At 62.0% G+C, this 23,763-nt stretch carries 23 protein-coding genes and 1 pseudogene; 16 read left to right on the top strand and 8 right to left on the bottom strand.

What is annotated here, in order from left to right; translation table 11 throughout:
• The first annotated feature begins 579 nt into the window (after positions 1-579).
• From EOA13_RS06910 to EOA13_RS06925, 4 genes are all read left to right on the top strand, one after another.
• Positions 580-1,773 carry an alpha-2,8-polysialyltransferase family protein gene (locus tag EOA13_RS06910; protein ID WP_245490321.1) on the top strand — a complete coding sequence of 398 codons (1,194 nt, stop codon included), beginning with the start codon at positions 580-582 and terminating at the stop codon, positions 1,771-1,773.
• A gap of 36 nt (positions 1,774-1,809) precedes the next feature.
• Positions 1,810-2,691, top strand: coding sequence for a hypothetical protein (locus tag EOA13_RS06915; protein WP_127290814.1), 882 nt, complete (start codon positions 1,810-1,812; stop codon positions 2,689-2,691).
• A 91-nt stretch (positions 2,692-2,782) separates the two neighbouring features.
• A complete protein-coding gene (locus EOA13_RS06920) occupies positions 2,783-3,151 on the top strand; it encodes a hypothetical protein (RefSeq protein WP_127290816.1) in 369 nt (122 codons plus the stop codon).
• Between the two features lie 183 nt (positions 3,152-3,334).
• Positions 3,335-3,550: a hypothetical protein gene (locus EOA13_RS06925; protein ID WP_127290818.1), complete on the top strand. Its 216-nt coding sequence runs from the start codon at positions 3,335-3,337 to the stop codon at positions 3,548-3,550.
• 253 nt (positions 3,551-3,803) lie between these two features.
• On the opposite strand, the gene smc is transcribed toward EOA13_RS06925, so the two are convergent.
• The 3 genes from smc to EOA13_RS06940 form a co-directional block, all read right to left on the bottom strand.
• Positions 3,804-7,265 carry a chromosome segregation protein SMC gene (gene smc, locus EOA13_RS06930; RefSeq protein ID WP_127290820.1) on the bottom strand — a complete coding sequence of 1,154 codons (3,462 nt, stop codon included), beginning with the start codon at positions 7,263-7,265 and terminating at the stop codon, positions 3,804-3,806.
• Positions 7,266-7,370: 105 nt separating this feature from the next.
• A complete protein-coding gene (locus EOA13_RS06935) occupies positions 7,371-8,114 on the bottom strand; it encodes a DsbA family protein (protein WP_127290822.1) in 744 nt (247 codons plus the stop codon).
• 163 nt (positions 8,115-8,277) lie between these two features.
• The gene (locus EOA13_RS06940; RefSeq protein WP_127290824.1) at positions 8,278-8,778 is read right to left on the bottom strand and encodes a DUF721 domain-containing protein; all 501 of its coding nucleotides are present in this window, start codon (positions 8,776-8,778) and stop codon (positions 8,278-8,280) included.
• 53 nt (positions 8,779-8,831) lie between these two features.
• Between EOA13_RS06940 and mutY the strand changes: the two genes are divergently transcribed.
• The gene (gene mutY / locus EOA13_RS06945) at positions 8,832-10,007 is read left to right on the top strand and encodes an A/G-specific adenine glycosylase (RefSeq protein WP_127290826.1); all 1,176 of its coding nucleotides are present in this window, start codon (positions 8,832-8,834) and stop codon (positions 10,005-10,007) included.
• Positions 10,004-10,615, top strand: a complete 612-nt coding sequence (locus tag EOA13_RS06950; RefSeq protein ID WP_127290828.1) for an HAD family phosphatase — start codon at positions 10,004-10,006, stop codon at positions 10,613-10,615. Before mutY ends, EOA13_RS06950 begins: the two co-directional genes overlap by 4 nt.
• 66 nt (positions 10,616-10,681) lie before the next feature.
• On the opposite strand, the gene EOA13_RS06955 is transcribed toward EOA13_RS06950, so the two are convergent.
• The gene (locus EOA13_RS06955; protein WP_127290830.1) at positions 10,682-11,815 is read right to left on the bottom strand and encodes a site-specific DNA-methyltransferase; all 1,134 of its coding nucleotides are present in this window, start codon (positions 11,813-11,815) and stop codon (positions 10,682-10,684) included.
• A 176-nt stretch (positions 11,816-11,991) separates the two neighbouring features.
• Here EOA13_RS06955 and EOA13_RS06960 point away from each other — a divergent pair, with 176 nt between their 5' ends.
• The 3 genes from EOA13_RS06960 to EOA13_RS06970 all read left to right on the top strand — a co-directional run bounded on the left by EOA13_RS06960 (position 11,992) and on the right by EOA13_RS06970 (position 13,352).
• Complete coding sequence (locus tag EOA13_RS06960) at positions 11,992-12,678, top strand: HAD family phosphatase (RefSeq protein ID WP_127290832.1); 687 nt, start codon at positions 11,992-11,994, stop codon at positions 12,676-12,678.
• A gap of 147 nt (positions 12,679-12,825) precedes the next feature.
• Positions 12,826-13,062, top strand: coding sequence for a transcriptional regulator (locus EOA13_RS06965; RefSeq protein ID WP_023808587.1), 237 nt, complete (start codon positions 12,826-12,828; stop codon positions 13,060-13,062).
• Entirely contained in the window at positions 13,062-13,352 is a 291-nt protein-coding gene (locus EOA13_RS06970; protein ID WP_127290834.1) for a type II toxin-antitoxin system RelE/ParE family toxin, read from the top strand. The genes EOA13_RS06965 and EOA13_RS06970 overlap by 1 nt, the downstream gene beginning before the upstream one ends.
• A 25-nt stretch (positions 13,353-13,377) precedes the next feature.
• Here the strand turns inward: EOA13_RS06970 and EOA13_RS06975 are convergent, their stop codons facing one another.
• Positions 13,378-14,109: a hypothetical protein gene (locus tag EOA13_RS06975; RefSeq protein WP_127290836.1), complete on the bottom strand. Its 732-nt coding sequence runs from the start codon at positions 14,107-14,109 to the stop codon at positions 13,378-13,380.
• Positions 14,110-14,237: 128 nt separating this feature from the next.
• Between EOA13_RS06975 and thrC the strand changes: the two genes are divergently transcribed.
• From thrC to EOA13_RS06995, 4 genes are read left to right on the top strand one after another with little or no spacing between them, the layout of a single operon-like run.
• Complete coding sequence (gene thrC / locus EOA13_RS06980) at positions 14,238-15,635, top strand: threonine synthase (RefSeq protein WP_127290838.1); 1,398 nt, start codon at positions 14,238-14,240, stop codon at positions 15,633-15,635.
• A gap of 14 nt (positions 15,636-15,649) precedes the next feature.
• Positions 15,650-16,942: a pitrilysin family protein gene (locus EOA13_RS06985; protein ID WP_127290840.1), complete on the top strand. Its 1,293-nt coding sequence runs from the start codon at positions 15,650-15,652 to the stop codon at positions 16,940-16,942.
• Between the two features lie 15 nt (positions 16,943-16,957).
• Positions 16,958-17,554: a GNAT family protein gene (locus EOA13_RS06990; protein ID WP_023808592.1), complete on the top strand. Its 597-nt coding sequence runs from the start codon at positions 16,958-16,960 to the stop codon at positions 17,552-17,554.
• Between the two features lie 3 nt (positions 17,555-17,557).
• A complete protein-coding gene (locus tag EOA13_RS06995) occupies positions 17,558-20,446 on the top strand; it encodes an EAL domain-containing protein (RefSeq protein WP_127290842.1) in 2,889 nt (962 codons plus the stop codon).
• A gap of 5 nt (positions 20,447-20,451) precedes the next feature.
• Here the strand turns inward: EOA13_RS06995 and EOA13_RS07000 are convergent, their stop codons facing one another.
• Positions 20,452-21,060 carry a YqgE/AlgH family protein gene (locus EOA13_RS07000; RefSeq protein ID WP_023808594.1) on the bottom strand — a complete coding sequence of 203 codons (609 nt, stop codon included), beginning with the start codon at positions 21,058-21,060 and terminating at the stop codon, positions 20,452-20,454.
• Between the two features lie 170 nt (positions 21,061-21,230).
• On the opposite strand from EOA13_RS07000, the gene EOA13_RS07005 reads away from it, so the two are divergent.
• From EOA13_RS07005 to EOA13_RS07015, 3 genes are all read left to right on the top strand, one after another.
• Positions 21,231-22,037 (top strand): protein-disulfide reductase DsbD domain-containing protein, encoded by an 807-nt coding sequence (locus EOA13_RS07005; protein WP_027164141.1) that lies wholly within the window; start codon positions 21,231-21,233, stop codon positions 22,035-22,037.
• An 84-nt stretch (positions 22,038-22,121) separates the two neighbouring features.
• Positions 22,122-22,598, top strand: a complete 477-nt coding sequence (locus tag EOA13_RS07010; protein ID WP_023808596.1) for a peroxiredoxin — start codon at positions 22,122-22,124, stop codon at positions 22,596-22,598.
• A gap of 90 nt (positions 22,599-22,688) precedes the next feature.
• Positions 22,689-23,165, top strand: coding sequence for a DUF2938 domain-containing protein (locus EOA13_RS07015; protein WP_127290844.1), 477 nt, complete (start codon positions 22,689-22,691; stop codon positions 23,163-23,165).
• An 8-nt stretch (positions 23,166-23,173) separates the two neighbouring features.
• Here EOA13_RS07015 and EOA13_RS38585 read toward each other — a convergent pair.
• Both EOA13_RS38585 and EOA13_RS07025 read right to left on the bottom strand, forming a co-directional pair.
• Positions 23,174-23,485, bottom strand: a pseudogene (locus tag EOA13_RS38585) (type II toxin-antitoxin system RelE/ParE family toxin).
• Complete coding sequence (locus EOA13_RS07025; RefSeq protein WP_127290846.1) at positions 23,475-23,756, bottom strand: type II toxin-antitoxin system ParD family antitoxin; 282 nt, start codon at positions 23,754-23,756, stop codon at positions 23,475-23,477. Before EOA13_RS07025 ends, EOA13_RS38585 begins: the two are co-directional and overlap by 11 nt.
• Between the last annotated feature and the right edge of the window lie 7 nt (positions 23,757-23,763).

Below are 23,763 nucleotides of genomic sequence, written 5' to 3' on the forward strand. Positions count from 1 at the left end.
TCGCATCGGGCATGATGCGCAGGTGCGGCCACACGCGCCATGCCTTGGCAGGTCGGCCGGGATTCCGGGCCACCGCACCGGACCGGTTGGCACATCAAGCGGGTGAAACTTTTTGGTTTCCGCCTCTGTCATCATCAAGCTCCGGTTCATGGCTGGAGCTTACTTTTGACTGATGGAAGTGAAACCCGCTTTCCCGGGCAACGACCTTCCCGAAAACCGGGAGAATTGCGCTCTTGGTGCCGACGGGGAGCCGAGGCAGCAAGACGACCCGCATGAGCGGTTTGCCGCCGCCTGATGTTATGCCGGATCTCAACAGGTCTCTGCCGCTCAGTTGGAGTGAATTCGCCTGCCTATTGTGCGGAACTCCAGCCTGTCTCGAACGTTAGAACCGACATCTGCGAGATATTTCCTGCTGACGCGATAGGCAGTATTATGAAGCGGGTGGGACGCCCCAAGCCACCGCCTGTCGGATATGAAGCAATTTTGCGTTGAGATCGCGGAACATGCAGCGTTATTTCCATCCAATCTGGAGATCTTAAATTGCCAGCTCGAATATGCTGCGTCTTTGGCAGCTGGCAATTGCTCAGCCTGGTTGCCTCACTTCGCCAATCAACAATGGATGGAAGCTCCCCGGCGGATGAGGAGCATGAGGATTACCTTCTGCTCTATGAAACGGCCGGCGTTTCCGAGCATTTCAAGACCGGTCTTGCTGAACTTGCGTCTGCAGTATGGACCTGGAGACGGATCATATGGGCGTACGACCTTCTGACGTCCGAGCGTAAATATGGGCAACTGCAAATTTTCCGGGTCCATCGTCTGATCCGAGACACAATTGGTCTCGACGCGAGTACCGCAGCTGAAATCTGGGCCTGCTTCGTTAACCGGCCATCGGAAAAAATACTGCTGGACTCATACCCAGAAGCCAAGATCATTTTGTATGAGGATGGCTTGACGTCATACCTTCCATTCGAAATGTCAACCATGTCACGGCCGCCAGGCACCAGGTTTAGACGGCGCATCACCGGAGCCTTGATTGCAGGACTCTCTACAATTTCACCGGCGTTCCGACTGAGGAAAGCGGCCGACAAGATAGAAAGACACCATCTGAGGCGGGTGACAAAGTTTTATTCTTTGCTTCACGAAATCCCCATTCACGATGCTCTGGAGAACGTACCAAGATTTCAGGTCGGCGCTTCGCTGATGCGCGACGTAATAGATGAAGCCTGCAGGGATGCGCTTTCCGGCGGCAAACATTGCCGTGCGTCAGCCAACCCACGGATCCTGCTGCTCGGCCAAGCATTGTCGCGAAACGGCATAATGTCGTACGCGCAAGAGGCGGCGATCTATAGACGAATTGCGGAGCAGATCGTCGAGAGGGGATACGACGTCGTCTGGAAGGAACATCCAAGAATAAGCACGCCCTTCTTCCCCGAATTGCTGGATACGGTAGGCAATGTGACGGCCGACGCCAGCACCAGGATCATGGAGGCGAGCCTCCCACACATATATCCGATAGAGCTTGTCGTATCCCGGATGAACATTGTTGGGTGCGTCTCCGGCACGTCAGCTGCCCTTCTCTACCTGAAGTGGCTTTACGGCATCAAAACATACACATTCGCGGAAACCTTGATCCCCCTGATGACCGGCGCGGATATTCTAATGAGCGAAATGGTGAAAGCCCATGCGGAGCCCTTTTCAGGGCTCCAATCTTTGAACGCAACCGAGGATCCGTTGAAAGGCGGCAGCCCGAACAGGTTGAACACGATCCTCTGAATCCAACTCAGGCAAACTCGATCTGAGACACCATCGATGTCAAAGCCGCTTTCAGTCCTTCAACGTGCCACCAGGGCCGACGTTCGATCGGAGCCGTTTCCGCACATCATCCTGCGCGACGCCCTTCCCCTCGATCTCTACCAGGAGTTGGCCGACACGTTTCCCGCTCCGGAAGCGCTCGAAATCGATCCGCGCCGCAACAACACCAGATGGGACTATGAGGCCCACCGCATTCGGTCGAACGAAGCTGTGCCGCAAATATGGCGCGATTTTATCGCCTACCATGTATCTCAAGCATTTTTCGCCGAAATCGCCGAACTGTTCTACGACGATATTCACAAGCTTTACCCTGATTATTACCCCAATTATGAACGCCTCAAGAATATGAAAGCGGGCATCAGGTTTAGTGACACCTATGCAACGCGCGACATACTGATGGATGCGATGCTCAGCGGGAACACGCCGGTAACCGATGCCGGATCGGTGCGGACAAGCCACATCGACAATGGCGACAAGCTATTTTCTGGCCTGTTTTATATGAGGCCGGAAGATTATGATGCCGTTGGCGGGGACCTGACAATTAGTCGTTTCAAGTCCAAATACGCCACGCTGAAAGCCAAAGCGACACTCTTCAATGATGCCTATGTCGACGACACCCATTTGGAATGCGTCGAAACAGTGAAATACGACAAGAACATTCTTGTATTGTTCATCAATTCGATTGAATCGGTCCACGGCGTCACAGTCCGCCAACCCACCAACAAATCCCGGCTTTTCGTCAACCTGGTTGGAGAAGTCGAAAAGCCATTCTACATCAAAGGAAAAAAGATACGGCCACGCTACGTCCCGGCGCATCAAAACCAGGATGAGGCGGAACAGACCTGGCTGAAAAGGCTCAAGCAAAAATTGCGGCTTTGAAAGACAACGCCGTCGATCTGAGTTTCAGCCTGAACCACCAATACCGAGCCGGATTCGACCTTCGCGGCGGCCAGGCACAGATTGGAACAGAATGAGATTTTATCCAGCCGCCGAACGGATCGCTTTTTTCGGCACGCTTATCGCTGTTCTTGCCCTTGCATTGCTGCCTATACCCCGACTCGAGGAGTATGGGATCGATATCGGTTTCCGGTCCGACAAGCTGAACCACGCCAGCGCCTTTGCCGTCATGACTTTCCTTGGAGGGCTCGGCTGGCCCGATCGCAAGACAAGGCTGATCGTCTTCCTCGCCATGGTTGGAGCGGCGATCGAGGTCCTTCAGGGCACGGCGCTGATACGACGTGATCTGGATGTGTTCGACTGGGTTGCCGATTGCGCCGGCATCGCATGTGGCCTCGTGGCCGTGATCTGTGTGAACTGGATCTTGCGGTGCAGAGATTGAGCCTGTTCTCAAGCCTTATGTGCACGGGCGCCGATAGCCACAGGAGTTCGCCCTCGGCTCCATTGACTCGGCGAAATCGGATTGCAACGATCCGATCCGAGAGTGGGCGATTTTCTACCTTGGCCGGACAGATGAATCTTCGGGCGCGGCACCCAGGAAGCGCGCCATCAGTATTGAGGGACGATGACGATCAAGATCAGGCTTCCGGGCGGTGTGTTGAAGGTCAAGCAACGTCATGAGTTGCGGCGGCGGGAGCACAAGGGCGAAGTCCCGGTCTGGCAGTTTGGCAAATATTTCGTCATCTGGTGGCCCAGTACAATTCCTGATCGACCCTCCAAGAGCTCGAATACTGACAAGGAGCTTGAAATGACGCTTCCATCGACTGGAAAAGGCACGTAATCTCTATGCATCATGACTTTGCGAATCAGATTGCCGGGGGGCACACTGAAGGTGAAGACCTACCGCGAACTGCGTGATCGCGAGCGGGATCGCAGGGTGCCTGTGCTGAAATTGGGATCACTCTATTTCGTCTGGGCTTCGGCCAAACAGCATTCGCACAAACACAATCCGACGCTCTGATTTTTTTGCCGGGGTTCACACTTTTCCCTGAAATCGCTCCAGAGCCGCCCATTCGCAGGTAGCGCGACCTGGGTCAGCTTGCCTCGCGCATCGCCTCGGCCGCCTGCAGGTCGACCGACACCAGCTGACTGACGCCCTGCTCGGCCATGGTCACGCCGAACAGCCGGTTCATGCGCGCCATGGTGATGGGATTGTGGGTAATGATGACGAAGCGCGTCTCGGTGGTGGCGGCCATCTCGTCCATCAGGTTGCAGAAGCGCTCGACATTGTGGTCGTCGAGCGGCGCGTCGACTTCGTCGAGCACGCAGATCGGCGCCGGATTGGTCAGGAACACCGCGAAGATCAGCGACATCGCCGTCAACGCCTGCTCGCCGCCGGACAGCAGCGTCATGGTCTGCGGCTTCTTGCCGGGCGGGCGGGCAAGAATTTCGAGGCCAGCCTCGAGCGGATCGTCCGATTCGATCAGTTGCAATTCCGCCGTGCCGCCGCCGAACAGATGCGAGAACAACCGCTGGAAATGGCCGTTGACGACCTCGAAGGCGGCCAGCAACCGCTCACGGCCCTCGCGGTTGAGGCTCTGGATCGCCTGCCGCAACTTGCGGATCGCCTCGATGATGTCCTCGCGCTCCGACACGATCGCTTCCAGCCGGTCGAATAGCTCCTTCTGCTCTTCCTCGGCGCGCAGGTTGACGGCGCCGAGCCGTTCGCGCTCGATCTTCAGCCGGTCCAGCTGACGCTCGGTCTCGGCCATCTCAGGGATCGGGCTGTCAGCCTCAAGACCGGTATGGCGAATAACCAGATGCGGTGGTGTGTTCAGCGTCTCCTGGATGCGCGCCTCGACCTCCAGCCGGCGTTCGTCGGCCGCGGTCAGCCGCTCTTCGGCGCGAACGCGAGTCTCGCGCGCCTCGGCCAGGAACTGGATGGCGCCGGTGGCGGCCTTGTCCAGTTCGGATTGCCGGTTCTCCGCTTCCTGCAAACGGTCGGCCGCCGCCTTGCGCAAGCTCTCGGCCTCGGTGAGCTGCGACAGCAAGGCACGCCGCTTGGCGTCGATTTCATCGGGAGCATCGGCCAGCCGCTCGCGTTCGGCCTCGGCCTCGGCCTTGCGTTCGCCGAGCGATGCGATCTGCGTCGAGGCGTTTTCGGCCCGCTCCAGCCAATTGCTGCGCTCGGCGCCAATGGCATCGAGCCGGCGCGCGCGCGCCTCGGCTTCGCGCCGCAGACCCTCGTGCACGGCACGCGCATCGGCAAGCGCGGCGCGGTCGCGGGCGACATTGGCCGAGGACTGTTCGAGCTGCAATTGCAGATCGCCAAGATCGGGCGCGTCCTGCAGCAGCATTTCGGCCTCTGCGAAGGCGGCCGAAATCTCCTCATGGCTGTCGACGATGCGGGCGCGCGCTTCATCGAGCGCGGCGCGCCGGCTCTGCAATTCGCCGCCGGCCCTCTCGGCCTCGGCCAGCGCATTGCGGGCAGCGTCCAGCCGATGCTGGGCGTCACGACCGGCCTGGCGCGTGTTGCGCTCGGCCTCGCTCGCCAGGCGGAGCGCCTGTTCAGCCTCTCCCAGCGCCTCCTCAGCCTGGCGCAGGACGAGTGTTGCTTGTATCGCCTCGGCATCGAGCTCAGCCAGCCGGTTCTTCTGCGCCAGCCTTTGTGCTGCGGCGGTCGGCGCATCGGCGCTGGCGGTGAAGCCATCCCAACGCCAGAGCGCGCCTTCACGGCTGACCAGCCGCTGGCCGGGAGCAAGCAGCGACTGCAACCGGCGGCCGTCGCCGGCGGCATCGACGATACCTATCTGCGCCAGGCGGCGGGCGAGCTGTGCCGGCGCGTGGACCACGCTGGCCAGGCTTTTGACGCCTTCCGGCAGAGCCGCGTCGCCGGGCTGGATCGCGCTTTCGCCCCAATGCACCGGAGCGCTGCGGTCGAGCGGCACGTCGAGATCTTCGCCAAGGGCCGCACCCAGCGCCGTTTCGAAACCGCGATCGACGCTGATCTGTTCCAGCACGGCCGGGAAGAGATCGCCGCTGGCGGCATTCAGGATTTTTGCCAGCGTGCGCGCTTCGGTTTCGATCCGTGCCAGCTCGGCCCTGGCATCCTGAAGCGGTGGCCGGGCAGCGCTTTCGGTAGCGCGGGCATCGATGACCGACTGCTCGGCCTCGGACACGGCAGCCTCGGCCTCCTCCAGCAGCGCCATGGCCTGTTCGACCAGCACGCGCTTCTCGGCCGGATCGGGCAGGCCAGCGACTTTGGAGTGTATCTCAGACAACTCCCGGTCGACATCGGCAAGCTGCCGCGCGAAGCGGTCGCAGCGTTCGGCGGTATCGCGCAGCGTCCGTTCGATCTGGTTGCGCGAGGCGGCAGCCTCGGCCCGTTCGGCGGTCAGCGCGGCGAGCTTGGCTTCGCTTTGCGAAAGCGTCGACGCCGCCTGTTCGAACGCCGCACGGGTGGTGGCTTCGCGTTCGGCGGCGCCGGCATTTTCCGAATTGAGTGCGGCCTCTTCGGTGCGAAGGCGCTCAAGAATGTCCGCATTGTCGCGGACCATGCGCTCTTCACGTGCGATATCGCCGTCGAGTTGCTGCAGCCGGCGCTCCAGTTCGCTCTGACGGGCGCGGATGCGGCCGGCTTCCTCCTCGATCTGCGACTTGGCGATCGACAGGCGCTGGAAGGCGGCGGCCGCGGCGGCTTCCGCGTCACGCAGATCCGGCAGGCGGTGAGCGCCGATGCCTTGCTCCTTGGCGGCGGCCATCTGGGCGGCGGCACGGTCGCCGACAAGTGCCGTGGCAACGGCAAGCGCCGAGCGCGCTTCGCCTTCCTGGGTCTTGGCCAGCGTCCAGCGAAGATGCAAGAGCGTTGCTTCGGCCTTGCGGATATCGGCGGACAGGTTCTTGAAGCGGGAGGCCTGGCGCGCCTGGCGCTTCAGGCTTTCGATCTGGCTTTCCAGCTCGCCGACGACGTCGTCCAGCCGTTCAAGGTTCTGTTCGGCCGCCTTCAGCCGCAGCTCGGCCTCATGGCGGCGGGTGTGCAGGCCGGAAATGCCGGCCGCCTCTTCGAGCAGAGCGCGGCGCGCCTGCGGCTTGGCCTGGATCAGTTCGCCGATGCGGCCCTGGCCGACCATCGACGGCGAGCGCGCGCCGGTCGACTGGTCGGCGAACAGAAGCTGCACGTCCTTGGCGCGCGCTTCCTTGCCGTTGATGCGGTAGAGCGAGCCCGCCTCGCGCTCGATGCGGCGCGACACCTGCAGTTCGTCGGCATCGTTGAAGGCAGCGGGCGCCGAGCGGTCGCTATTATCGAGGAAAAGCGTGACTTCGGCGGTGTTGCGTGCGGGCCGAGTGCCCGAGCCGGAAAAGATGACGTCGTCCATACCGGACGCGCGCATGTTCTTGTAGGAGCTTTCGCCCATCACCCAGCGCAGCGCCTCGACAAGGTTCGACTTGCCGCAGCCGTTCGGCCCGACAATGCCGGTCAGGCCGCGTTCGATGACGAACTCGCCGGGCTCGACGAAGGACTTGAAACCGAGGAGGCGAAGGCGCGAAAACTTCATTCGCCCCGCCCACTAAGCGGATTTCCGTGATTTTGCGAAAGGAATTCGCGGCACGACAGGAAGCCGCGCACGCCGAAGCGCCGCCGCCTCAGGGCTGACCGGACGTCAGAGCAGAGGGTCGATGATGGCCGACATTTCCTCAATCGACATCGCCCCTTTGTAGGTCTTACCGTTGATGAAGAAGGTCGGTGTCGAGTCGACCTTGAATTCATTGGCGCCGCGCTTCTGGACCGATCTCACATCGTCCAGAAGTTTCTGGTCCGTCAAGCAGGCCTCGAAGGACTCCTGTGTAAAACCGGCGAGCTTCGAGATTTGCAGCAGCGCATCCTTGGTATTCTGAACGCCAACCCAGTTCGCCTGCTGCCTGAACAGGACGTCGACCATAGGGTAATAGTTATCCTTGGCGCAGCGCGCCAGCATAAAACCGGCTTCGGCGCTCGGATCGAACGGGAATTCGCGCAGGATGTAGCGGACCTTGCCGGTGTCGATGTACTTGGTCTTCAGGTCCGGAAAGGTGGTCTCGGCGAAATGCGCGCAGTGCGGGCAGGTCATCGAGGCGTATTCGACGATGGTGACCTTGGCGTCATCCTTGCCAAGCTGCTTGTCGGGCAGCGCACCCGGCTTCATCAGTTCCGCCACATCCACGGTGCCCTGGGCCTCCGGCGCGGTAGCAGCGGCCGGCGTGGCCGGCTTCGCGGGGGCGGCCGGGGCCGCAGGCTTCACATCCGCAGCCTTCGCCTCCTCGCCAGAGTCGCTGCAGGCGGCGAGCAGGGCCACCGCCGGAATGGCGGCCAGCGAAGACAGGAGGTTTCTGCGAGACAAGCTTTGGCCGAACGGGGGACGGTTCATACGAATCACCTGACAAGGGTTGGATTTTGCAATGCAAAGGCACGAAAAGGCGAGAGTTGGCGCGAATTAAGACATCTCGATCCCCAATCCAATCGCGAAACCTGACAAGAGCGATCACGAATGCGAGATATTGACGACGAATCCATGACTTTCTTCGAGACGTCTATGATTTTCTCTCCCCAATAATGGTCGCGCCAAGTTTCTCCAGCGAGGCGCGCAGTTCATCATTATCGACAAGGCCGACAGTTCCCGACAATTTCGTCTTCTCAGCCGCCGTCAGCGGCCTCAGGGCCGGTTTGCGCTTTCCTTTGTCGGCCGTCACCGGCTTCTGCAGGATCCTGATGCGGTTGATGGCGGTGAAGCCGAGGAAGGCGTTGACCCGGTTGATGATCTCGCCCGTCTCGTGCTGCAGATGAAGTGCCGCCATGCCTTCGCAGGCAATGACCAGCACGGCCGGCTCGAACGGATCGTCCTCATGCATACGGCGCGGCCACTGGATTTTTTCGGGGCGCGAATGGCTGGCCAGCCGCGGGCCGGCGATCTCGTCCCATGACTGGACGAGGCCGATCGAAATGCCGGCCCGCTTGCGCAGCACCGGATCGAGGATCCTGGTCGCGAGATCGCTGACCGGGACGGGATTGCCGTAGGGCGTTCTCCCTGCCATGTACGTCCTCCAGCGACGACCCAGCAGATACCGGCCAGGCCAATACAAGATCAATGGCATCAGCAGACCAGACCCGCAAGACCGCATCCTGGGATAGTGGCAAAGCCACATCCAGAGATAGCAGGACAGCTGCATCCGGTATCAGCGGCGATATCGCGTCCCGCCTGCTCGGCTGGTACGATGTGCATCACCGCGAATTGCCGTGGCGCATCACGCCCCCTGAGCATGCGCGCGGCGTGCGGCCTGATCCCTACCGCATCTGGCTCTCCGAGGTCATGCTGCAGCAGACCACCGTCGAAGCGGTGAAGGCTTATTTCCGGGTATTCGTCGAGAAATGGCCCGATGTCGCGGCGCTGGCCGCGGCGCCCACCGAGGACGTGATGAAGGCCTGGGCCGGGCTCGGCTACTACTCCCGCGCCCGCAATCTCAAGGCCTGTGCCGATCTTGTGGCCGCGCGTGGCGGCCGGTTTCCCGACACGGAGACTGGTTTGAGAGAACTGCCCGGCATCGGCGCCTATACGTCGGCGGCCATCACGGCGATTGCCTTCGACCGCCCTGCCGCCGTCGTCGACGGCAATGTCGAACGCGTCATCTCGCGGCTGTTTTCGATCGCAACCCCGCTCAGCGAAGCCAAGCCCGAGATCCGTGCCCATGTCGAGCGCATGGTGCCCGGGACAAGGCCAGGCGACTTCGCCCAAGCGATGATGGATCTCGGCGCCACCATCTGCACGCCACGCCGGCCACGCTGCATGCTGTGCCCGCTGCGCGAAGACTGCGACGCCGTCCTTTCAGGCGATCCCGAGCACTTCCCGGTGCGCCTGCCCAAGGCCGACAAGCCGCAGCGGCACGGCGCGGCCTTTGTCGCCGTGCGGGCCGACGGCGCCATCCTTCTGCGCAAACGGGCAGAGAAGGGTTTGCTCGGCGGCATGACCGAGGTGCCGACGACGGGCTGGACCGCGCGGATCGATGGGGCAATCACGGAAGCGGCCGCGCCCTTTCCCGCCGACTGGCGGCATGCGGGCCGCATTGCGCATGTCTTCACGCATTTCGCTCTCGAACTCGAAGTCTTTCACGCTCACATCAAAGGTGATGCGCCAGCCGGGCATTTCTGGTCGCTCGCTCACGAGATTTCCGGCGAGGCGCTGCCGACTGTCATGAAAAAGGCAATCGAGGCTGCGATACCCGGCGCGACGAAAAAGCCATCGCCACAGTGCAAAGAGGCCCCATGACTGAAATACGCCACATCGTTTTCGACATCGGCAGAGTGCTGATCCACTACGATCCCAACATTCCGTTCAGCCGCCTCATTCCGGATGCCGAAGAGAGAAAGTGGTTTTTCGACAATGTCTGCACGCATGACTGGAACATCGAGCAGGATCGCGGCCGCACCTGGGAAGAGGCCGAGGCGCTGCTGATCGCGGACCATCCCGATCACGCGGAACACATTCGCGGTTTCCGCCGCCACTGGCACGAGATGGTTCCACATGCCTATGACGACAGCGTCGCCATTATGGTCGGTCTGATCGAGAGCGGCCACGACGTGACCATGCTGACCAACTTCGCCAGCGACACGCTGGCCGAAGCCCGCGAGCGCTTCGATTTTCTCAATCGTCCGCGCGGCGTCACCATCTCGGGCGAGATCGGCATGACCAAGCCGGATCGCGGCATTTACGATCATCACATCGCTGCCTTCGACCTCGAACCGGCCGCGACGCTGTTCATCGACGACAGCCAGAAGAATGTCGACGGCGCCAAGGCGGCCGGCTGGCAATCGGTGCTGTTCACCGATGCGAAAACACTTCGAGCAGACCTTGAGCGTCTCGGAATCAAGGCGTGATTTGAATCGCTTCGAGCGATCCGTTGAGCCTTTGAATCAACGGAATTCGAAGCAACTGGCAGGGGTTCAGGCCCCTGCCCGCTCCATGCCGAGCCGCGCGATGCGGCGAAGCTCGTCGATCGGGGTCAGGCCACCGCTGCGCTCATAATGCCAGAAGGTCCAGCCGTTGCAGGCATCGAGCCCCTGCACTTCGGCGCCGATCTTGTGGATCGAACCGGCGCTGTCGCCGATCGCCACAGTACCGTCGGCGCGCACCTTGGCGGCCCAGCGCTTCTTGGCGTCGTAGAGCGTCGCACCCGGCATCATCAGGCCGGTGTCGATCAGGCTGACGAAAGCAACGCGCGGCTCGGCGCGCTTGCCGGTCAGCACGGTGAGATCGGCGCCATCCAGTGGCCGCACCGCGTCGATGCGCTCGTTGGCGGCGTCGATATAGGCCTGCTCGCGTTCGATGCCGACGAAATGGCGGCCGAGACGCTTGGCCACCGCGCCCGTGGTGCCGGAGCCGAAGAAGGGATCGAGCACGATGTCGCCCGGTTTGGTCGAGGCCATCATGATGCGGGCAAGCAGCGCTTCCGGCTTTTGCGTCGGATGCAGCTTGTCGCCATTGTCGTTCTTCAGCCGCTCGCCGCCGGTGCAGATCGGAAACAGCCAGTCGGAGCGCATCTGGATATCGTCGTTGGACGCCTTCATGGCTTCGTAGTTGAAGGTATAGCCCTTGCCCTTCTGGTCGCGCGTAGCCCAGATCATTGTCTCATGGGCATTCTGGAAACGGCGGCCACGGAAATTCGGCATCGGGTTGGTCTTGCGCCAGACCACGTCGTTGAGGATCCAGAAGCCGAGATCCTGCATCTTGGCGCCGACACGGAAGATGTTGTGATAGGAGCCGATGACCCAGATGGTGCCGTTGGGTTTCAGCACCCGGCGCGCCGCCAGCAGCCAGGCCCGGGTGAAGGCGTCATAGGCCTCGAAACTCTCGAACTGGTCCCAGTCGTCGTCGACGGCGTCGACCTTGGACTGATCCGGCCGGTGCAGGTCGCCGTCGAGCTGCAGATTGTAGGGCGGATCGGCGAAAATGACGTCGATCGACTTTTCGGGCAGCCGGTCGAGCGCGGCGACGCAGTCGCCCTTGAGGATCGTGTCCAGCCACTCGGATTGCTGGGGAGCGTGGGATAGCTCGTCGAGAAGACGCACGGCAGACATTCTGACACCCAGGGCACGCGTTACTGTTTACTCCTGGTTATGGTTACCGATCAGCGTAAATATTCGGTGAAGGCCAAGGGACGGGTGTGGCGAATTTGCGAAGGTGGCCCTGTTGGTGTATGCCGCGCCGCCTGAGCCTTCCGAGGCCACTTCGCCCTCCCATTGTCCGGATCACCATGCCCCAGCCAGACCTTGTCATCTTCGATTGCGACGGCGTGCTCGTCGATTCCGAGATCATCGCCGCCCGCGTCGACGCCGAGCTTTTGACCTTGGCAGGATACGAGATATCGGCTGAGGAGATTTCGGAGAGCTATGCCGGCCTGACCTTCAAGGACATCATGCTGCGGGTCGAGGAAAAGTCCCGCATCCCCTTCCAGGCCTCTCTGATCGACAGGGAGGAACAATTGGTCGACCGCAAACTGCGAAGCGACGTCCGCGCCATCGATGGCGTGCGCGAGGCCGTTGCCGCGGTAACCGTGCCGCGCTGCGTCTGCTCGAATTCACGCTCCGAGCGGATCGAATTCATGCTGGAAAAGGTGCATCTTCTGCCGTTTTTCACCGACCGGATTTTTTCGGCGATGGAAACACCGACCGGGAAAACGAAACCGGCGCCGGACGTGTTCCTGTTCGCGGCGGAGAAACTCAGCGCCAACCCGGCGAACACTTTCGTTATCGAGGATTCCGTGCACGGCGTTCACGGCGCAAGGACGGCGGGCATGCGGGTGATCGGCTTCACCGGAGCCGCCCACAGCTATCCCGGCCATGCCGACGCGCTCACCGAGGCCGGCGCCGAAACGGTGATCCGCCGCTGGGCAGAGTTGAAAAGCGTGATCGCGGCGCTGTCGGAGTGGTCGGACGCCTGAGGGGGATTGAATTCCGCCCTCGTGGCGGGACTTTTCTCGCCCGGTCGATCTACCGTTCTCGTGCTTCAGAGTGGTAGGAGGCGATACTGCAATTTTGGGAGCTGGTTTTTCATTTCAAAACCCTGATGGCTATGCGATGATTGCGTCATGACGATTGAGCTTGAAATCACGCCAGAGCTACAGGCCCGCATCGATGCTATCGCGGCGCGGTCCAGCCTGTCCGCGTCGGAAGTCGTTGCGGATGCGCTTGAGAACGGCCACTCCCTTGAGTGGCAGGAGCGGTTTTTAGACAAGGTGAACGCAGGAATTGAAGCGGCCGATCGTGGTGAATTTGCCAGCCGTGCCGATATCGAGCGGGTGTTGAACAAGTACCGCCCCACCTGATGCAGGTTTCATGGACGGGCGCGGCTCTCGATGACCTCGACCAGATTCAGGATTTTGTAGCGCAGGACAGTCCCGTTGCGGCGTATCGGCTAACAGCCGATATAATTGGCCGCACCGACGAACTCCTGGCGTCAAATCCCATGATCGGACGCAAGGGGCGAGCGGGCGGAACCCGCGAGCTTGTGATAGCGCGGACACCCTACATCGTTGTTTACCGGGTGCGCGGCAGCGACGTTGAAATCATCGCCATTGTTCATGGGGCCAGAGAATGGCCGGAGGGCCACACGTAGCCCGCCAATGTCTTGTGTTCGCCGCCTAGTTCGTCGCGGCAGCCCTCTTGCGGCGGGTCTTCTTCGGCTTGTCGGCCATTGCCTGATGCGCGGTTTCGTCATAGCCGGCAAAGGCCTGATAATCCTGCGCCGTCGGCTCGGGCACGACGACATTGGAATCGGTGAAGACGAACTGCGTGGCGACCGAAGGATCGGTGACCTGGACCTGATACTGGTGGAGCTGCGAATAGAGGACCTCGGTGCCATGCATCACAGCCGTGCGGATCGGCATGGTGATGGTGCCTGGAGAAAACTTCGGTCCGGGGACAATCTTGCCGGCGACCGCAATCTTCATCGTCAGCTGGCCGTTGGCACGGCTGCAGTCGCGTGTCACGTCGCTGACCGATGCCTGGTAGATGATGTTGGCCGATTCGTCGGGCGGAGTTGCAGCAGCGGCGTCAGCCTCGGCCTGGGCCGCGGCATCCTGCGCGGCGTCGCCGGTCTTCTTGATCCTGGGCTTGGGCTTCTGAGCTTCCTTGGAATAGGTGTTGAAGAAAGCCGTGCCGTCGCGCACCGTCACCCGAGGGCAATAGGCCTGCAACTGGCTGGCCAGTATCTTGGGATCCTGGGGCGGCGGTGGCGCCGTCGGGTCCTCCTTCTTGCCTATGCCGAGGTTCAGGATGCCATTGTCGCCCGATTGGCAGCCGGCGGCGGCAAGCATAAAGCCGGTGAGCGCAAGACCCGCCAAAAAGCGACCACTGAATGTACGAAACGCCATGAAACTGCACTTCCCTCTCGCAAAGCTGGTGACGTATATCAACCGCGCGGCAAAAATGCGACTGAGCCAGCGCAGAAATTAACCACCTTGCGGTGGATGGAAAAGCCAAGCAGTAACGGAATTGTGACATGCACTATGTGAGTACCCGCGGGGAAGCCCCCGTTCTTGGATTTTCCGACGCCGTGCTGGCCGGGCTGGCGCGCGACGGCGGGCTCTACGTGCCGCGCGAGTGGCCACAGTTTTCCGCCGCCGAGATCCGCGCCATGCGCGGCCTTGCCTATCCCGACCTTGCCATCCGCGTGCTGTCGCCGTTCCTTGGCGACGAGATCCCGGCCTCCGTTTTCGAGCGGCTGGTGCGCGAAGCCTATGCCACCTTCCGCCACGAGGCCGTCTGCCCGCTGGTGCAGACCGGCCCCAACACCTTCATCCTGGAACTCTTCCACGGGCCGACGCTCGCCTTCAAGGACGTGGCGATGCAGCTTCTGGCCCGGCTGATGGACCATGTGCTTGCCGAACGCGACCAGCACGCCACCATCGTCGGCGCCACCTCGGGCGATACCGGCGGGGCGGCCATCGATGCCTTTGCCGGTCGCAGCCGGACCGACATCTTCATCCTTTTCCCGCACGGCCGCGTCTCGCCGGTGCAGCAGAGGCAGATGACGACGTCGACGGCTGCAAACGTCCATGCGTTGGCGATCGAAGGCAATTTCGACGATTGCCAGGGCCTGCTCAAGGACATGTTCAACGATCACGGCTTTCGCGACCGGGTTGCGCTTTCGGGCGTCAATTCGATCAATTGGGCCCGCATCATGGCCCAGATCGTCTATTATTTCTCCTCGGCGCTGTCGCTCGGCGCACCGGACAGGCCGGTCTCCTTCACCGTGCCGACCGGCAATTTCGGCGATATCTTCGCCGGCTACGCGGCCAAGAAGATGGGCTTGCCGATCGAGCGGCTGGTCATCGCCACCAACGACAATGACATCCTGGCGCGGACCTTCGCGACAGGGGAATATCGCACCAAGGGTGTCTTTGCGACCACGTCGCCGTCGATGGATATCCAGGTGTCGTCCAATTTCGAACGCCTGCTGTTCGAGGCCTCCGGCCGTGACGCGGCGACCGTGCGGCGCTACATGGACGGTCTGAAGCAGTCCGGCGCTTTCACCATCGAACCCCAGCAAATCGCCGGGATGCGGTCGGAATTCGACGCCGGCCGGGCTGATATGGACGAGGTCGCCGCCACCATCCGCTCGACGCTCGCGGCCAGCAACTATCTGCTCGATCCGCACACCGCGGCCGCCGTGCATGTCGCTGCGGGCAAGGCGTCAGGCGCCGTGCCGATGGTGGTGCTGGGTACCGCACACCCGGCAAAATTCCCGGCCGCCGTCGAAGCCGCCAGCGGCGTGTCGCCCGCACTGCCCGCATGGCTAGGTGGGTTGATGACATCGGAGGAAAAATACACGGTACTTCCCTCCGACCTGAAAATGGTGGAAGATTATGTCGGCCGCCGCGCGCGGGCGGCGCGTTAGGGAGTAGTAGCCATATGGGTGTTGAGGTAAGCCGTCTGTCGAACGGCCTGACAGTCGCCACCGAAACCCTTCAAAGCATCGAATCGGTTGCCCTTGGTGCCTGGGTCAAGTCGGGTGCCCGCAATGAACGTGAGGACGAGCATGGCATGGCTCATCTGCTCGAGCACATGGCGTTCAAGGGCACGAAAAGGCGGAGCGCCTTCGAAATCGCCTCGGAGATCGAGGACGTCGGCGGCGAGATCAACGCCGCCACCAGCGTCGAGACCACCTCCTACTATGCCAGGGTGCTCTCCGACGATGTGCCGCTGGCCGTCGACATCCTTGCCGACATCCTGCAGGAGTCCGAATTCGACCCGCAGGAACTCGAACGCGAACAGCATGTGATCCTGCAGGAGATCGGCGCCGCGCACGACACGCCCGACGACATCGTCTTCGACCGTTTCACGGAAACCGCCTATCGCCATCAGACGATTGGACGCTCCATTCTCGGCACGCCCGAAACGGTCAAATCCTTCACCTCCAAGCAACTCCACGACTTCATCGAGCGGCAATATGGCGCCGAGCGGATGGTGATCGTCGCTGCCGGCGACATCAAGCATGACAATTTCGTGCGCGAGGTCGAAAAGCAACTCGGCGGCTTCCGCAGCAAGGCCGACAGCACCATCCCGCAATATGCGCAATATGTCGGCGGCGACTTCCGTGAGGACCGCGACCTGATGGACGCGCAGATCGTGCTGGGGTTCGAAGGCCGGGCCTATCATGTGCGTGACTTCTATGCCTCGCAGGTGCTGTCGATGATCCTCGGTGGTGGCATGTCGTCGCGCCTGTTCCAGGAGGTCCGCGAGAAGCGCGGCCTGTGTTATTCCGTCTATGCTTTCCATTGGGGCTTTTCCGACACCGGCGTCTTCGGCGTCCATGCCGCAACCGGCCAAAGCGACATCGCCGAACTGGTGCCTGTCATCATCGACGAACTGCAGAAGGCCGGCGAGAAAATCCTGCAGGAAGAACTCGACCGGGCGCGCGCCCAATATCGCGCCGGACTGATCATGTCAGCCGAAAGCCCGGCCAGCCGCGCTTCGCAGATCGCACGGCAGCTGCTTCTGTTCGGCCGGCCGATCGCCAAGGAGGAACTGATGGAACGGCTGTCGGCGCTGACGGTCGAGCGGCTGACCGATCTATCGTCGCGTTTGTTCTCGACCAAGCCGACGCTTACCGCTGTCGGGCCTGTGGGCACACTGGCGCCATACGAGGCGATCCTCGAATCGCTCGCAGGCACGCAGACCACGGCCCGTAAGCTCGCCGTCTAAGCCCCTCGAAGCGTCGTGTTCGCGCTCCCTTTCTTTCGCCGCGACCTGCCGGCGCTGAAAGGCGACCGCGTCACGCTGCGCGTGCCGTTCACCAACGACTTCCGCGAGTGGGCGGCGGTGCGCGGCGAAAGCCGCGCCTTCCTCGAACCCTGGGAGCCTCGCTGGACTCCCGATGAACTCGACCGCAACGCATGGCGGCTGCGCATTAGCCGCTACCGCGAAGATTATGCGCAAGGAACCGCGATCGCCTTCTTCATTTTCGAGAGGAGCAGCGGCAAGCTTGCTGGCGGCATCACGCTCGGCAACATACGCCATGGCGTCTCGCAAAGCGGCCATGTCGGCTACTGGATCGGCGAGCGCTTCGGCGGCCGCGGCCTGATGACCGACGCGGTCAAGGTGGTGACCCGCTTCGCCTTCGATACGCTGAGGTTGCACCGGATTGAAGCGGCCTGTATTCCCGACAACATCAGGTCGATCCGCGTGCTTGAAAAAGCCGGATTTCGGCGTGAAGGACTGCTGCGATCCTATCTCAGGATCAACGGCATCTGGCAGGACCACTACCTCTACGCCCGGATTGCGGACGATCCGCCGGGCGTTGGAACGAAGGACTGATTTTTGACGAAACTCCTGCGCAACGGGCCGCTGTTCGCCTTTGTCCTCGCGACACTCCTGACGCTGTGCGCGGCATCGTCGGCCTTCGCCGTCGAACCGATCAAGATTGCCCGGGACGACGTCGCGCTCGACCTTTCCGGCGCCGTCGAGATCTACCGGAACCAGGGCGAGAATTTCCAGGTGTCGACCGCGCCGGGTCCGGACGGTATCGTGCGGCGCATCGAGGTCGAGGCCAATGATGCCCGTTCCACCGGCGACTGGGCTGTTTTCGCGCTCGCCAACACCACCGACCAGCAACTCGACCGGCTGATCGTCGCACCGCATTTCCGCCTGGTGAATTCCGGCATCTTCTGGCCGGATCTCGGCTCGACCCGCATCGCCGCCATCACGCCCAGCGAAGGCTTCGCGCTCGATCGCCAGACCAGCCCCGACGCCGACGTTTTCCGGGTGACGCTGAACCCCGGCACGGTGATTACCTTCATCGCAGAACTGGCCTCGCCGAAGCTGCCGCAGGTCTACCTGTGGGATCCGGAATCCTACAAGGACTCGGTCAATTCCTACACGCTGTTTCGCGGCATCGTCATCGGCATTGCAGGCCTGCTGGCGCTGTTCCTGACCATCCTTTTCGTGGTCAAGGGAACCTCGATGTTCCCGGCAACCGCGGCACTTGCCTGGGCGGTGCTGGCTTATATCTGCGTCGATTTCGGCTTCCTCAACAAGATCATCGAGATATCGCCCGGCAACGAGCAGATGTGGCGAGCGGGAACGGAGGTGGCGCTGGCGGGAACCTTCGTGGTGTTCCTGTTCGCCTATCTCAACCTCAACCGATGGCACGGCCATTTCAGTTATGGCGCGCTGGTCTGGATCCTCGGACTGGTGCTGATCGCCGGCGTCGCCATCGTCGATCCGGCGGTCGCCGCCGGCATTGCCAGGCTGTCCTTCGCCGCCACCGCACTGACCGGGCTCGGCCTGATCATCTTCCTCGGCATACGCGGCTACGACCGTGCCATCATGCTGGTGCCCAGTTGGGTCATGGTGCTGTTGTGGCTATGCGGATCGTGGATGGCGATCACCGGCATGCTCGACAACGACATTGCCCAGCCGGCGCTCGGCGGCGGGCTGATCCTGATCATCCTTCTGATCGGCTTCACCGTCATGCAGCATGCTTTTGCCGGCGGCGCGCTGCATCAGGGCCTGTTCTCCGACCTCGAGCGGCAGGCGCTGGCGGTGGCCGGGTCGGGCGACACGGTATGGGATTGGGACGTGCTGCGCGACCGCGTCGTCACCAAGCCCGACGTCAGCATCCAGCTCGGGCTGGCGCCGAACAGCCTTGGCGGCGCGGCCCGCAACTGGCTCCCGGTGCTGCATGCCGACGACCGCGACACGTTCCGCACCACGCTCGACGTCGTGCTCGAACACCGTCGCGGCCGGGTATCGCAGAATTTCCGCCTGCGCGGCGCCGACGGCCACTATCACTGGTTTTCGCTGCGCGCGCGCCCTGTCATCGGATCCGACGGCGAGGTTATCCGCTGCGTCGGTACCATGGTCGACGTGACCGAGCAGAAAAAGTCCGAGGAAAGGCTGCTGCACGATGCCGTTCACGACAATCTGACCGGTCTGCCGAACCGCGAACTTTTGATGAATCGGCTGGAAGCGATTATCTCGATCGCGCGCACCGAAGAAAAGGTGCGGCCAACCGTCTTCGTCATCGACATCGACCGTTTCAAGCAGGTCAATGACGGGCTCGGCATCTCGGCCGGCGACACCATTTTGCTGACCATCGCACGCCGGCTGCACCGGCTGCTCAAGCCGAAGGATTCGCTGTCGCGCTTTGCCGGCGATCAGTTCGCGCTGATGCTATTGTCCGAACAGGACCCGGCCCGCATCGCCGCCGTGGCGGATGCCATCAAGCATGCCATCAACAATCCGATCACCTTTGCCAAGCGCGAGATCGTGCTGACCGCGTCGATCGGGCTGATCACCTGGAATTCGCCGCAGATGTCGGCCGAGGACATGGTCAAGGATGCCGAGCTTGCCATGCACCAGGCCAAGCGCTTCGGCGGCGACAGGATCGAGCCGTTCCGTCCGGCTTTCCGCACTGTAGGGACCGACAGGCTGCAGTTCGAATCCGACCTGCGCCGCGCCATCGAGCGACGCGAATTCACGCTTGCCTACCAGCCGATCGTGCGGCTTGAGGATGGCAGCGTCGCCGGCTTCGAAGCGCTGCTGCGCTGGGACCACCCGCGCCGCGGCATGATCCCGCCGGCGGATTTCATCCCGGTCGCCGAAAGCTGTGGGCTGATCGTGCAGCTCGGCCTGTTTGCCATGCAGCAGGCGGCGGAAGACCTCGCCAGCTGGCAAAAGCAGATCGGCGACGCGCCGCTGTCGGTCTCGGTCAATTTGTCCAGCCGCCAGCTGATCCGCCGCGACCTGGTCAGCGACGTCCGCTCGGTCATCGCTCGGGCCAATCTGAAGCCGCGCTGCTTCCGGCTGGAGCTCACCGAATCGCTTGTGATGGACAATCCCGAGCAGACCGCCCATGTGCTGACCAAGCTGAAGCAGCTCGGCATCGGCCTGTCGCTGGACGATTTCGGCACCGGCTATTCCTCATTGGCCTATCTGACGCGTTTTCCCTTCGACACCATCAAGATCGACAAGAGCTTCGTTGACGACAACACGCCCAAGCGCGCGGTGCTGCTGAAATCGATGGTCAACATGGCGCATGAACTCGGCCTGTCCGTCGTCGCCGAGGGCATTTCGGACGAGAGCGACGCGCTGGAACTGCGCCAGATGGGCTGCGAATATGTCCAGAGCTTCATGTTCGGCGCCCCGATGCCGGGCGACCAGGTGCTGAAGACGCTAAAGGAGCAGTATCCGCTGACGCAAGCGTAAGCGGATCAGGCGTGCCCGGCAGCGAGGCTGAGATGCGCAAGGTCGATACCAATCGAGGCGAGGATCCGGTCGTATTTGCGCTCGATATCGGTGTCGAACAGAAGCTCGGCATTGGCCGGGCAGGTCAGCCAGCCATTTTCGGCAATCTCGGTCTCCAATTGGCCGGCGCCCCAGCCGGAATAGCCGAGCGCCATCAGCGCATGACGAGGCCCGCGGCCGGACGATATTGCGCGCAATATGTCGACGGTCGCGGTCAGGCAGATGTCGTCGGAAACGGTCAGCGACGATTCCACCCGATAGTCGCCGGAATGCAGGACAAAGCCCCGGCTGCGGTCCACGGGGCCGCCATTGCGCACGACGAAATCGCGGGCCTGAGCCGGCAAGCGGATTGCCTCCTGCTCGTTCATGATGCCCAGTTGCACGAGCAGGTCCGGAAACAGCATCTGCTGCGTCTGGTTGATGATCAGGCCCATGGCGCCTTCATCGGAATGTGCGCAGACATAGATGACCGAGCGCGTGAAACGGTCGTCCTTCATGCCGGGCATGGCAATCAGGAACTGATCGTCGAGAAAGCCGCGACTGGCGACCGTCTTCTTGTGGCGCAACAAGTCCATGAAGGGAGCGTAACGCGTTTCCAAAGCGCCGAAAAGATGCGCCGTGCTGGATTCGACCAAAGCCTATTGCGGCGGCTCGAACATTCTTCTCCCTCGAAGTCACGCAAATATGATACCGGCAAGGCCATGAAATCATTGCGCGGCCACGAACGGACGATCAAATCACCGCCATGCGAAGCTTGAAAATCCTGCTGCTCGGCGCCGCCATCGGATCGGCGACCGCTCTTCCCGCCGCCGCCTCCTCATCGGCGTGGTACAACAGCGAGGGCGGCAAGGTCCGCCTGGTGACATCAGGCAAAGCCGATGATGCCGGCCGCATCCAAGGCGTTCTCGACATCGCGCTCAAGCCCGGCTGGAAGACCTACTGGCGCGATCCGGGCGACGCGGGCGTGCCGCCGCAGCTCGACATTTCAGCCAGCACCAACATCGCCGACGCCGCTCTGTCGTTTCCTGCCCCCCAGCGCCATGACGACGGCTATGGCAAATGGGCTGGCTATAACTATCCGGTTTCGCTGCCGGTGACATTCACGCTGGCGACACCGAACCAGCCGGCGGTGATCGATGCCGACATCTTTCTCGGCATCTGCGAAACGATCTGCATTCCGGTGCAGACGCGGCTGACAGTCGATCCCGCCTCCGATCCGGACAATGCCGAGGACGCGGCGCTGGTGAAGGCGAGCTTCACGGCACTGCCTGCGCCCGCGAGGTCCGATTTCGGCATCAATGTGCTGCCGGGCGACCACGAGACGCTGATTGTCGAGGCGAGCTTTCCCGGCGATCCGGCGGCGGCGGATTTCTTCGTTGCCGGCGAGCGGGACTACATGTTCGGCACCCCGGCCCGCAGCGAAAAGGACGGCAAGCTGATTTTCACCGTGCCGATCCTCGATCGCCCCTCGACCACGCCGACCGATGGCGGGCTTCACTATACGCTGACGAGTGCGGCGGGCGCGGTCGAAGGGGTTCTGCCTTTCCCTTGATCCAGCCTGTCCCAACGATTGCAGGAAGCCGTTGAGTTCGCTACGCAAAGACACGTCCTTCCCATTTTCCCAAGCGAGGAATCCATGACCATTTCCGTTGGCGACAAGCTGCCTGACGTGACCTTCAAGACGATGACCGCCGATGGCGCCAAGCCGATCACCGGAGCCGAGATTTTCTCCGGCAAGAAGGTCGTGCTGTTTGGGGTTCCCGGCGCCTTCACGCCGACTTGCAGCAACAACCATTTGCCGGGTTATCTCGAGAACCACGATGCCATCCTGGCGCGCGGCGTCGACACCATCGCCGTCGTTTCGGTCAATGACGTCCATGTCATGGGCGCCTGGGCGCACTTCACCGGCGGCGAGGGCAAGATCCTGTTCCTCGCCGACGGCAGTGGCGATTTCGCCAAGGCGGTGGGCCTCGATTACATCAGCAACGATATGGGCCTGCGCTCGAGGCGCTTCTCAATGATCATCGACGACGGCAAGGTCACCGCGCTCAATGTCGAGACCAAGCCCGGTGTCGACGAGTCCGGTGCGGCTCATATTCTGGGGCAGCTCTGAACTTCAGCGACAACGTCGGGCTGGACCGCAACGGTGCCGCCGCCCGACGATCGCCCTTGTATTCCAGGGATTGCCTTTGGGGGGACCTCGATGTTTGACATGTTCTGGCGTGCTATCGCGATCGGCATCGGCGCTACGGTGGCGATGGATCTCTGGGCCATTTTCCTGCACAAGGCGTTCGGTCAGCCACGGCCGAACTGGGGACCGGTCGGGCGCTGGGTCTGGCATCTCCGCGACAAGGTCTTTCACGATGATATCGGCGGTGCAGCGCCCTACGCGCATGAAAAGGCGCTGGGTTGGGCCTTTCACTATTTTGTCGGCATCGTCTACGGCATCATCCTGGTGGTGCTGGCCGGAGCGGGCTGGCTTGCCGCGCCGACATTCCTGCCGGCCTTCATCCTCGGCATCGTCACCGTCGGCGCCGGCTGGTTCCTGCTGGCACCCGGCATGGGCGCCGGTTGGGCCGCCTCGAAGCGGCCCAACCCGATGCAGATCCGTGCGCTGAACCTGGTGTCGCACACGGTGTTCGCGCTTGGGCTTTGGGGCACGGCGCTGCTGATCCGCTAAACAGTTTGCTAGAATAAACGGTTCAGATTCCGCCAACCGTCCACCACACGGACGATTTCAACCCACTCAACAGGGCCATCGTCCGTGTCCGGAATCGTTTCGTAGAGCAGTACAAACGGCGCCTCCACCAGCATCCGTACGGAAGACCTGATATCGGGTCGCCTAACACCCATGCGCGGATGGTCTGCCAGCTACAAGGCCCGCGCTTCTAGTTGATCATAATAGCGATCGGCCGCTCGTATGTTTTCGCTGCCTATCATCACGTAGACGTCGATGAGGTCCGCCTTGGCCGCGGGTGACCAGACCAGCCTAACGGTCATTCCGCGAGGCTTCCGCCAGCCTTCGCCGAGCTTCCTTTCGCAACGCGTCGAAATCCACAGGCTCCGGCCTCCCACTTGCCTTGCCTTCATCCCACAGGTGCCTTAGCCGGCGGATATCGTCATGCCGAAGTTCACGCTTGGCCAGCCAATCCCGCACCGCTTCACGCACAATCTCGCTTGCGGTGGCATACTCGCCCGCCTCGACAGCCTCACGCATCACAGCTGCTTGTTGCGGGGTCACGGCCACGCTCATTTTTTCTACGTTTGCCACGCCGTTT

Source organism: Mesorhizobium sp. M7A.F.Ca.US.011.01.1.1, assembly GCF_003998295.1.
In the GTDB taxonomy this organism is placed as follows: domain Bacteria; phylum Pseudomonadota; class Alphaproteobacteria; order Rhizobiales; family Rhizobiaceae; genus Mesorhizobium.

Excerpts from the sequence above, each read along its gene's own strand:
- EOA13_RS06950 (WP_127290828.1), top strand. The coding sequence starts at position 10,004 with ATGACTGAAATACGCCACATCGTTTTCGACATCGGCAGAGTGCTGATC.
- EOA13_RS07005 (WP_027164141.1), top strand. The coding sequence starts at position 21,231 with ATGCGAAGCTTGAAAATCCTGCTGCTCGGCGCCGCCATCGGATCGGCG.
- EOA13_RS06920 (WP_127290816.1), top strand. The coding sequence starts at position 2,783 with ATGAGATTTTATCCAGCCGCCGAACGGATCGCTTTTTTCGGCACGCTT.
- EOA13_RS07015 (WP_127290844.1), top strand. The coding sequence starts at position 22,689 with ATGTTTGACATGTTCTGGCGTGCTATCGCGATCGGCATCGGCGCTACG.
- EOA13_RS07010 (WP_023808596.1), top strand. The coding sequence starts at position 22,122 with ATGACCATTTCCGTTGGCGACAAGCTGCCTGACGTGACCTTCAAGACG.
- EOA13_RS06985 (WP_127290840.1), top strand. The coding sequence starts at position 15,650 with ATGGGTGTTGAGGTAAGCCGTCTGTCGAACGGCCTGACAGTCGCCACC.
- mutY (WP_127290826.1), top strand. The coding sequence starts at position 8,832 with ATGGCATCAGCAGACCAGACCCGCAAGACCGCATCCTGGGATAGTGGC.
- smc (WP_127290820.1), bottom strand. The coding sequence starts at position 7,265 with ATGAAGTTTTCGCGCCTTCGCCTCCTCGGTTTCAAGTCCTTCGTCGAG.
- thrC (WP_127290838.1), top strand. The coding sequence starts at position 14,238 with ATGCACTATGTGAGTACCCGCGGGGAAGCCCCCGTTCTTGGATTTTCC.
- EOA13_RS07000 (WP_023808594.1), bottom strand. The coding sequence starts at position 21,060 with ATGGACTTGTTGCGCCACAAGAAGACGGTCGCCAGTCGCGGCTTTCTC.
- EOA13_RS06970 (WP_127290834.1), top strand. The coding sequence starts at position 13,062 with ATGCAGGTTTCATGGACGGGCGCGGCTCTCGATGACCTCGACCAGATT.
- EOA13_RS06955 (WP_127290830.1), bottom strand. The coding sequence starts at position 11,815 with ATGTCTGCCGTGCGTCTTCTCGACGAGCTATCCCACGCTCCCCAGCAA.
- EOA13_RS06975 (WP_127290836.1), bottom strand. The coding sequence starts at position 14,109 with ATGGCGTTTCGTACATTCAGTGGTCGCTTTTTGGCGGGTCTTGCGCTC.
- EOA13_RS06925 (WP_127290818.1), top strand. The coding sequence starts at position 3,335 with ATGACGATCAAGATCAGGCTTCCGGGCGGTGTGTTGAAGGTCAAGCAA.
- EOA13_RS06965 (WP_023808587.1), top strand. The coding sequence starts at position 12,826 with ATGACGATTGAGCTTGAAATCACGCCAGAGCTACAGGCCCGCATCGAT.
- EOA13_RS06935 (WP_127290822.1), bottom strand. The coding sequence starts at position 8,114 with ATGAACCGTCCCCCGTTCGGCCAAAGCTTGTCTCGCAGAAACCTCCTG.
- EOA13_RS06940 (WP_127290824.1), bottom strand. The coding sequence starts at position 8,778 with ATGGCAGGGAGAACGCCCTACGGCAATCCCGTCCCGGTCAGCGATCTC.
- EOA13_RS06915 (WP_127290814.1), top strand. The coding sequence starts at position 1,810 with ATGTCAAAGCCGCTTTCAGTCCTTCAACGTGCCACCAGGGCCGACGTT.
- EOA13_RS06960 (WP_127290832.1), top strand. The coding sequence starts at position 11,992 with ATGCCCCAGCCAGACCTTGTCATCTTCGATTGCGACGGCGTGCTCGTC.